Genomic DNA, 8,834 nt, shown 5'->3' with positions numbered 1-8,834 from the left:
CTTTACCCCCTTAATTTTTTAGCGCGATAATCAGACCAATAAACACCACTGCCACGCCTAAACCACCACCGATATACAGCAAGGTTTTATCCGTTGATTGTAGCGGTGTGCCTGTCACCGCATTACCATGATTATCTTTCACCGGGGCATCAGGTTGTTGCACTGTGCCCGAATTAGTTGAGGCTTCTTTTTGTGTCTTTTGGGTTGAGCTATCAATCAAGTTGCCTAAACCCTCACCAACATCGTCAAGTAACCCTGACCCAAAATCCGACATATCGTCATACCAAGACATAACAGCTCCCTATCGAATAAGGTCAGGACGAACAATCAGTACCGATTCAACAAGAATAGGAATTGAGCCCACAGGCTGATTCGTCTTAACGGTGAATTTCAACTCACTGCCATGTGCTGTCGCAAAGAGTTCATCAATGTAATAGCCGCGCATAATTGGGTCAAAATGATAGATATCAGGTTGCCAGAAACGGCGGTTTCGTTTGGCGCGCATCGTTTCGAGTGATTTACTCGAATCATGCACTTTCACAAAATCGCGGTAAATCTGGATTGCATGAATTTCACCACTTAAAAAGTGCATACGGCGGATTAGCAATAACGGACTTGAAACCATATCCAAGAACTCGTTTTCTGTTGAGCTGGCTTGCATGGTGTGTTTTTTGATTTGTGGTACCACAATACGCGCAGGTTGACGCGCTGAAACAGTCGCCCATGCTTGCAGTTTAATGGCTGGCGGCGTACCGCTAGTGGTTTCAGCGATTTCAATTTCTAAGGTGATGTTGTCACCCGCTTCTGTCACTAATCCGGTGTAGTTCATGCCGTTTTTAGTTTTAGCGCTGACATCTGCCAGTGGAATAGTGAAAAAGCCGGCTGTTTTAGCTAAGCCTTTATACGCTTCAAGTTTGTCAATAAATTCACCGTCAAGGACGATAATTTCATCTGCATTTAGCGTGATAGTCACGCGGCGTAATTGCGCAGCACTGAGGTTTGTTTCGATAAAAATTTCGTCATAAGTAGGACCAATCGGCAGTGTGAGCACTGCTTTTTCGCCATAACCCGTACCCGTAAACGAATTTAATTTAGTTGGAGCAGACATAGATATACTCCCTTAGCCGATTGCATCTTCAACGGCATCAACATTGTTTGATGCCCAGACAACACCGAACGCTACAATCAGCGCGATACCCGCCGTAATCATGTGAGATTTCTTCATTTATTGTTTACCTATATAAATTAAGTTAAAAAAAAGCCAGTCCCGTTTGGGATTGGCTTTCAGTAAACAATATTTATTCCGTTTGATTCCTAATACTATTTTCAGTGGATTCCGTTTAGATTTGACTTGAGTCACACTTTACCAGTGTATTTTGCCCTTTTTATACTCCTTACCATCTTGCAAAAGGTACTCAAGTGGTTCCAATGGCTCAATTGCTGCTGCGGGGATACCTGTCATACGTTCTAAATAAACGGCGCTGGCATTGGTTTTCTGCATCATTACACAAGCCCGCTGACAGTTATCAATGATGGTTTTTGATACTTCTTGACCACGTTGAAACAAGTTGAAACAAGTTGATGGTGTGAATATTAAATTTACGGCCTAAACGCAATATTTTGCCGTGATAACCAGCGGCCTTACCTGCGCTTAAACTGTGTTCTGCCACTTCTTCACAAATCACTTTTAATGGTTTTTTATGTTTGCCGTTACCCACTGCCCAAACGATTTGACAGAATTTATCAAAATCGGCTGGTGTGGTTTCAAAGTCAGGCTGAAACGAGACTTTAAAGCCTTGTTCCGTCTTACGGCCAGCGATTAATGCAGCGGCAAATTCTTTGAGGGTTTTATAGCGGCGCACAATGCGCCCTGCTAACTTACCTTCATAGTCTCCAACTGGGTCGAATATCGCCACTTGGTCAGCGGGCTTTATAAATAATTTTTTAGCTGCCGATGTTTTACCGCTACCACTCATACCAACCGCGAACACATGACCATTCTTAAGTTTATTATTCGGGTTAATCGGTTGCATTAGCGGTGATCTCCGACTGCGTATTTTCCACTTCTGGTTCGCTTGGTTTTTTTACTTCTTTTTCCTTATCGATTTTCTTTAAGGCTTTAATTTGTGAATAAGAACCAAAACCCAATGCACCCGCAGCAAAGGTAAACATAATTTCCTCTTTGTATTGCGCTAACCAGGGTGGTAACTCTCCGTTATATTTTACAAACAGTGGGGCAGCTGCTTTGGCTACGTTTTCAACTTGCGCTTCATCAAATGCAAATTGCTTATGCCCGAATTGCTTCAACATTTGCTCACCAACGCCAAGAACGGCAGTGGCCGACATAGCGCCTTGCTCTAAAAGCTGGTCTTTCTTTGATTTCTTGTCGATAACCGTGTCAGGGTTAAAATCGTCATCGAGTGAATTGAGTAGTTCTTTTTCGTCAAACTCACTGTGCATATCAAGTTGTACTTCAACTGGCGCGGTGTCTTTTTCAATATTGCTTAACTTTTCCATTTGATTGCCTTTTTTTTGTGATTCTTATCTAATAATTAAACCGAATATCAAGCCGATAACGCTACCTAAACCCACGCACTTCGAAAGATTCAACGTCTCGCTTTCGGGCTCATCATTGGGTTTAGATTCCATATCGGTATTTGGTTTAGATTCCGTTTGCGATTGTGCATTTATTCCATCTGTATTAGGTTTAGATTGTTCATTATTCGGTTTAACTAACGGTAGCTGCTTTGCTGCAATAAGCGCTTTCACAACATCTAATGGTTTAAATGCGCTTAATTCCGTTTGTGCTGCCACACCCGTTCGAGTATCAGGCCCACATTTGCAACGGCCATGCACAAACCGACTGCGTTTGCCTTTACCTTGCTTAATTGCCTTGGTGTCATTACAGGTATTGCATTCGATATACCCTAAAATAGCCGCATCAATTTCCATTAGATTCCCCTTCTATTTTTGTTAAACGTGCATTGGTAATTTTGATATACCGGATTAATGCACTTACTAATGGCTTAAAACCTTTACCCATTAGCGAGTTTGTAAATGTTTGCGCACTGCTGACTAATTCTGTTGTCGTCTCGTCAGCCGCTTGCCGTAGTCTTTTAGTACTCATGTATTCACCTTAAATCCATTTGAAACCGTTAAACAATTCTTCTGCATATTCATCGTGCGTGACACCCGCTAATAAATTGGGTCTTAAGTGCTTGGTAAAACGACACTCAACTTCTTTATTTTCATCATTTTCGATTTGCGTACAGTTACTGACACTAGACCGAGGGAAACGACTTACGTCGCTTCCTGCAGACACCAAAGAGCCAAGACCAGACACAGAGCCAATAACCGCATCAGCTACAGCCTCAACGCCTTTCTTGACCATTTTCCAAACCTTTTCACGTGTAAACACCTGCACATTGTCAAAACCGTCCTCGTCATCATCTTGAAAGCCTCTTAGGCCATCAATTTTCTTAATCACTTCCTGATATTTGTTTTCAGCCAAGGTGTATGACGGTTCAAGCGGTCTTTCGCTTTGCGGTGTTTGATAGCCACCCATAAAATAAAAGAACGAAGCAAAACAACCACAGTCAGCAGACACACGGATTTTTTCAAACCAGACAGCTTCATGCGCTACTTTGATTCGGCGCAGCTCACGCCAAACTGTCACTGAGGGTGTTTTCTGAAATTGGAATTGACGGAAACAATAGGCGCGTGACCACGAAGTCACGTTAACGATAGAATCGACCAAGCTAACTTTTTTAGCGTCTAAATCGTTTAATCCTTCGAGTTCGAAACCGTCAATATTTTTAGAAATGTATTTAGCAATATAGGCAACTGCATCACCCTTGTTACGGTCGATTTTCTTCACGTCAACACGGGCTTTAATCGCTCGTTCTTTCCTGCGCCCGTCCTTTGTAACTAATTCATCGGCATCAAATTTAGTCTGATACTTAACAAGTAATTTTGTAAATATATCTACATGCGCAGGCGCGACAAAAAATACGGCGTGCCAGTGTGGTGTTCCATCAACATGCGGCTCTACCACGCGCATACCAAAATAATTTAACTCTGGTCGTTTCTTGGTTTCTCGCCCTGCCGCAGACCTAAATTTTTCCCATGCCGCGCTAATCCAATGATGAGCCGCAACAGGCGGCTCACCATTCCAGTTTTCATTTTCAATAAAGTATTTGCCGCGCTTTTTAAGGCGGTGATATTTACCCGGTGCCGTCAAGGTAACGAACAGCGCCACAAATCCAATTGAATCGGCATATTCCTGACAACCACGAATACGTGCCATTAATTCATTACGGCGATTTGCAGGGTTAGCAATAGACGCATTGCGCACATCTTTTAAATCTAATATTTCGCCATCAGCACTTTCAAGTGCCATTTTTTCAATCCATTCAGCTTGTCTTTTTTGGCGCTCTTTGAACCACTGGCGATTATTAAATGAGGCATACGGACTAACGTGAGGGGAAACCATACCCGCAGCACGGCGGGCAGATTCAAATGCAATGATCACTGCTTTATTGATTACGCGTAACCAGAATGTGTCATCGATCGCACGATTAAGAATGTAAGCATAAGCAGCGTCATCGTCTTTTAATTCTGAAGAATGCTCAAAGGCTGGCACCCACATGGACAAGCCAACATGTTTGTTTATATCCATCAGTAATTCAAAAGGTGAAAGACCATTCTTTACCGCATCAGCTAAGTGCATACGTGCACGACCTGTTAACTCGTCAGCAAGTCGCGCACGTTTATACTCAGTATCAAGACGTGACCAAGGCTCAGGCAGCATAGAAAATGCTTGAGCAACTTGGTTACTACGTAATTCAATAAATGATAGGGCTCGTTTAAAGCCCTTTTGCTTGAATTTTCTTGCAGTGGCTTTATCAAGGTAGTTTTTTATATCGTAAGGAAAGTCGAATTTGTTCAACACAGAACGAGCAAATTCATCTGCACGATCTTGTGGTGAATCAACGTTGTATTTATGCTTGTAGCTTTCAACAAAATCAGCTACTACGGCGTGTAGTTCTGGGGTTAATGATTCAGTGGTGTTAGGCGTTTCTTTTTGTGCTCTTGGGCGGGATGGGTCCATAAGCTCACCGATATTATCAAGATCAATGAAAGAGGTATTTTTATTAGGCATTAATACCTACCTCTAACTCAGATGGATAACCATCACGAAAAACACCACAGTTTTTAAACTGCGCAATCAACTGTTTGCCTTTTTTGAATTCAACATCTAAAAAGCATCTAACGGAACCATCATCATTACACAATGCAAACGTGTTGATTACAGCACTAAAACCACAAGTATTAGCAAACACTTGTGACACACTGAAAATAGAAACAGTCTCCGCGCCCTCGCCTACAAACACATCAGCAAGGGGCTTGGTTGAATTTCCTCTAACGCAAATTTTCATTACGCAACCTCCGGCACATCAAGATCACCATTAATATCAACACCCAGTGACTCTAGCTTGGCAACTAAAGCCACAGCCTCAAGTAGAGGGAGTGAAATACTGCCCAAGACGCTATCAACTCGATAAAAACGTAAAGACACAAAACAATTAGACCCACCGCTAACGCCAACCCCTGTAACATCCTGAAGAAGAACAGCGACATCGGCACCAAGTACATCAACAGTTGCCCCATCAGACCAAAACTCCTTTTTAGCGTTAACTTTCATAATGCCCCCAATATCAAAGGTTGTTTTGCTTTTGGCTCAAGAAACGAAACACGGCTATTCAAATCACATTTACCAACACCACGTTCCACTTTTTTACTATCAACAATCGCTTGCAGTTCAACACGCAGCTTTTTCAAATGGTTTAAGCCGCATTGCTTAGATACAGGTACTAAACTAGTAATCATGAGATTCCCTCGATTTGCTGCGGTTGGTTCCAAGCGGATTGGTTTCCAGCTAGTTGCGCAGCTTGAGCGGCTAAGGCAACCATATTCACGTAGCGAACACAGCCGCGCCCACGCTGAACAAATGGCAGCGCGCCTGAATCCATCAATTGCTTAACCGAATCAGCGCTAACACCTTGACGGCGCGCATACTCAGCGGCACTCATTTGAGGGAGGTCTAGACAAATATTTATCGACATTACTTACTCCTGTTGGTGTAATGGTAAGTTACGCTCTCAATAGAGGGGGCAACCTGAACAAGCAACACTCTATCGAATGTTGTTTGAATATTAAACCATTCATTAGAGTGCTGTCAAATGAAAATAGGCGAAAAAATCAAATTAATTAGAGAAGCACACGGCTATAACAGAGTTGAATTCGCAAATATTTTATCAATGCCGAAGAGTTCTTTGGAGCAGTATGAGAGAGAAACTAGGTCACCATCAGGTAAGGCATTATTAAAAATTACTGAGCATTTCCCTCAGTACGCACTATGGTTTACCACAAATACATTAGCCCCAGAAAGTGGACAAATTGCACCGGGTGATGACATACCGAAGATGTGTAATAACGGGGTTCCTGCGGAATTGCTAGATGCAGCTTTCGAGCGCATGCTTACAGCATCCATTGCGCTCGGTTGGTTAACGCCTAAACCTGATATTCAGTTTTCAATGTTAGCGGATTTATTACGTCATGATTTTGTTGCAGAGGGTGGCAAGTTGATTGAACGATCTGAAGGCGAGCGCGACGCGGTTTAGCGACTCGCTCCCATTCTTGCGCCTTGATGCTCCAATCATGCCACTGCACCGCTTTAGCTACGGAGTCGGGCATGTTGTTGATGGCCACAAATTCAGACACCAGCTGGTAAGCTCTAATATAATCTTGTTTCATTGTACCCCTGCAAAAAAACTACTGTTTATTTATACAGTGCATCACTGTAAACTGATTTAAAACAGTGTCTAATGTCATATAATGAGGGTGATTTATGTCTATAACGCAACAAGTAGATGGTTATCATCTTGTCGAAATGTACCCGTTTGGGCGCAATGGTCGCAGAATTAGAAAACGCTTTAGCACCAAAGCAGAAGCATTACGCTTTGAAGCTTACATTGGCAAAAAGGCCAAGGACGAAGGTTGGCTAGAAGAACTCAACGATACCGAGCGGCTCAATGATCTCATTGAAACGTGGTATAACCTGCACGGCCAAGCATTAACCGATGGATTAAAGCGTAAAGCTAAATTACTCGCCTTATCTAAAATCATAGGCAACCCACTGGCACGTAAATTTAATAAAACCCAGTTTGCTACCTATCGTAAATTACGTCTTGAAAAAGTCAGTGTTAAAACCGTCAACAATGAACAGACTTACATTAACGCCCTGTTCAATGAATTAATCCGCCTTGGTGAGTGGAAAGGGGCTAACCCAATCGCGGGTATGCGCGCACTCAAATATAAAGCGCCAGAAATGGGCTATCTTCAACCTGCGCAAATTCCTTTATTAATAAAAGAGCTGGGGAACGGGCGCAATAAAGACGTGCAACTAATTGCAGAGATTTGTTTAAGTACGGGTTGTCGTTGGGGTGAAGCAGAAAGTTTACGTGGTGTACATGTGCATAATAACAAAGTGACCTTTGTAAATACCAAAGGCAACAAACCAAGAACCATCCCCGTTTCAGCAACATTAGCCGCGCGATTACCCAAAAAGACCGGTCACTTATTTGGTAGCAGTATCAAAGCGTTTCGTCATGCCGTAGATAGGGCTGGAATTAATTTACCGAAAGGACAAATGAGCCATGTATTACGCCATACCTTTGCCAGTCATTTTATGATGAACGGGGGTAATATTTTGGTACTGCAACGCATACTGGGCCATGCGTCAATTGTTGATACCATGAAATATTCGCACTTTGCGCCGGAACATTTAGAAGATGCAGTTAAGTTGAATCCACTATCAACCATTACCCCTTGATATAACAACTTTTTTACGATTAACTACTTATGATAGCTATTCTTAAATCAGTCACTAAACAAGGAAATGTACCGTGAATAAAAAATACTTACCACTGTTGCTAGCTTTAGCGTCGTTCGCATCACAATCAAGTGGTTTTTCATCTAATGAAAGTGAGCTTGCAGAATTAAAAAATACACCTGCAACCAAGTACGAACTTGGATTATTCAAGTTAGAAACCTATGTTTATGCAGTGAACAATAAATTAGAAGGTGAGCGCATTGGTAGTACAAAATTTAGATTCAAAAATGCCACGGTTCGCGAAGATAACGACCAGATACAGGTCGTAGTCATAGCAATAGGTAAAAGCAAATATCTAACAGAATCGAAGTGTGAAGCAGTAAAAAACATCTTATCCAAGCCGTTCAACGCTCAAAAAATGCCTTATAACATGTGGTCAGGTTTACCACAAGAAAGTTACAAGACATTACAAAGTGAAATATCATTACATGTCACGCTGATGGATAAAAAAAACTCCTCATCGATCCTCACTTGTAAATAAACCACGTTATTTAATGATCACTAAAAGCCTCTTTGAGGTTTTTTTAAACTGTGACAAGACCGGTACTAAAAATGTGACAGACCAGGTGAGCAAAAGGTGACAAAAATCGGGGTCTAGCGGCCCCCAGTCCCATATCGTAAAAACAGCAATAAATCAGATTTTTAGTTAACCTTACAGGAAAATAAATGGCGGCAGCATGGCGGCTAAAAACACACGCGATTATATTTAAACCATATCATATCAGCTGTACTTAGAAATTTTAAACGGCATAAACACTGACTTGGAGCGCGTTTCGACTCCCCCCGACTCCACCAATCTGTACTTAGAACGACACCCTCCTAAGTGTCGCAGCCCATTGAATGGTTTGATTCAATGGGCTTTTCTTTATCCAAAATTCAA

The 8,834-nt window shown here is 42.1% G+C and carries 15 protein-coding genes; 3 read left to right on the top strand and 12 right to left on the bottom strand.

All coding sequences use genetic code 11. From position 1 onward, the window contains the following. Window positions 1-10: 10 nt before the first annotated feature. The 12 genes from HRT96_RS21730 to HRT96_RS21675 form a co-directional block, all read right to left on the bottom strand. Window positions 11-292 carry a hypothetical protein gene (locus tag HRT96_RS21730; RefSeq protein WP_293160760.1) on the bottom strand — a complete coding sequence of 94 codons (282 nt, stop codon included), beginning with the start codon at window positions 290-292 and terminating at the stop codon, window positions 11-13. 9 nt (window positions 293-301) lie between these two features. Then, window positions 302-1,108 carry a major capsid protein P2 gene (locus tag HRT96_RS21725; protein WP_293160758.1) on the bottom strand — a complete coding sequence of 269 codons (807 nt, stop codon included), beginning with the start codon at window positions 1,106-1,108 and terminating at the stop codon, window positions 302-304. A gap of 255 nt (window positions 1,109-1,363) precedes the next feature. Next, window positions 1,364-1,504 carry a hypothetical protein gene (locus HRT96_RS21720; RefSeq protein ID WP_293160756.1) on the bottom strand — a complete coding sequence of 47 codons (141 nt, stop codon included), beginning with the start codon at window positions 1,502-1,504 and terminating at the stop codon, window positions 1,364-1,366. A 22-nt stretch (window positions 1,505-1,526) separates the two neighbouring features. Then, window positions 1,527-2,033 carry an ATP-binding protein gene (locus HRT96_RS21715; protein WP_293160754.1) on the bottom strand — a complete coding sequence of 169 codons (507 nt, stop codon included), beginning with the start codon at window positions 2,031-2,033 and terminating at the stop codon, window positions 1,527-1,529. Then, window positions 2,020-2,517 (bottom strand): hypothetical protein, encoded by a 498-nt coding sequence (locus tag HRT96_RS21710; protein WP_293160752.1) that lies wholly within the window; start codon window positions 2,515-2,517, stop codon window positions 2,020-2,022. The genes HRT96_RS21715 and HRT96_RS21710 overlap by 14 nt, the downstream gene beginning before the upstream one ends. A gap of 24 nt (window positions 2,518-2,541) precedes the next feature. Beyond that, window positions 2,542-2,952 (bottom strand): hypothetical protein, encoded by a 411-nt coding sequence (locus HRT96_RS21705; protein WP_293160750.1) that lies wholly within the window; start codon window positions 2,950-2,952, stop codon window positions 2,542-2,544. After that, on the bottom strand, window positions 2,942-3,127 hold the full coding sequence (locus tag HRT96_RS21700; protein WP_293160748.1) for a hypothetical protein: 186 nt from the start codon (window positions 3,125-3,127) through the stop codon (window positions 2,942-2,944). The genes HRT96_RS21705 and HRT96_RS21700 overlap by 11 nt, the downstream gene beginning before the upstream one ends. Before the next feature lie 9 nt (window positions 3,128-3,136). Beyond that, entirely contained in the window at window positions 3,137-5,161 is a 2,025-nt protein-coding gene (locus tag HRT96_RS21695; protein ID WP_293160746.1) for a replication endonuclease, read from the bottom strand. Continuing rightward, entirely contained in the window at window positions 5,154-5,438 is a 285-nt protein-coding gene (locus tag HRT96_RS21690) for a hypothetical protein (RefSeq protein ID WP_293160744.1), read from the bottom strand. The genes HRT96_RS21695 and HRT96_RS21690 overlap by 8 nt, the downstream gene beginning before the upstream one ends. Further along, the gene (locus HRT96_RS21685; RefSeq protein WP_293160742.1) at window positions 5,438-5,704 is read right to left on the bottom strand and encodes a hypothetical protein; all 267 of its coding nucleotides are present in this window, start codon (window positions 5,702-5,704) and stop codon (window positions 5,438-5,440) included. The genes HRT96_RS21690 and HRT96_RS21685 overlap by 1 nt, the downstream gene beginning before the upstream one ends. Beyond that, window positions 5,701-5,889: a hypothetical protein gene (locus tag HRT96_RS21680; RefSeq protein WP_293160740.1), complete on the bottom strand. Its 189-nt coding sequence runs from the start codon at window positions 5,887-5,889 to the stop codon at window positions 5,701-5,703. The genes HRT96_RS21685 and HRT96_RS21680 overlap by 4 nt, the downstream gene beginning before the upstream one ends. Continuing rightward, a complete protein-coding gene (locus HRT96_RS21675) occupies window positions 5,886-6,125 on the bottom strand; it encodes a hypothetical protein (RefSeq protein WP_293160738.1) in 240 nt (79 codons plus the stop codon). The genes HRT96_RS21680 and HRT96_RS21675 overlap by 4 nt, the downstream gene beginning before the upstream one ends. Before the next feature lie 117 nt (window positions 6,126-6,242). Between HRT96_RS21675 and HRT96_RS21670 the strand changes: the two genes are divergently transcribed. From HRT96_RS21670 to HRT96_RS21660, 3 genes are all read left to right on the top strand, one after another. Beyond that, window positions 6,243-6,683 (top strand): helix-turn-helix transcriptional regulator, encoded by a 441-nt coding sequence (locus HRT96_RS21670; protein WP_293160736.1) that lies wholly within the window; start codon window positions 6,243-6,245, stop codon window positions 6,681-6,683. 227 nt (window positions 6,684-6,910) lie between these two features. After that, window positions 6,911-7,894 carry a tyrosine-type recombinase/integrase gene (locus tag HRT96_RS21665; protein ID WP_293160734.1) on the top strand — a complete coding sequence of 328 codons (984 nt, stop codon included), beginning with the start codon at window positions 6,911-6,913 and terminating at the stop codon, window positions 7,892-7,894. Window positions 7,895-7,967: 73 nt separating this feature from the next. Continuing rightward, a complete protein-coding gene (locus tag HRT96_RS21660; protein ID WP_293160732.1) occupies window positions 7,968-8,435 on the top strand; it encodes a hypothetical protein in 468 nt (155 codons plus the stop codon). The last annotated feature ends 399 nt before the right edge of the window (window positions 8,436-8,834 follow it).

This window comes from Moritella sp., assembly GCF_013215705.1.
Taxonomy (GTDB): Bacteria; Pseudomonadota; Gammaproteobacteria; order Enterobacterales; family Moritellaceae; genus Moritella.
The sequence above is the reverse complement of the archived record's forward strand: the minus strand, read 5'-3'. Positions and strand labels throughout refer to the sequence as shown.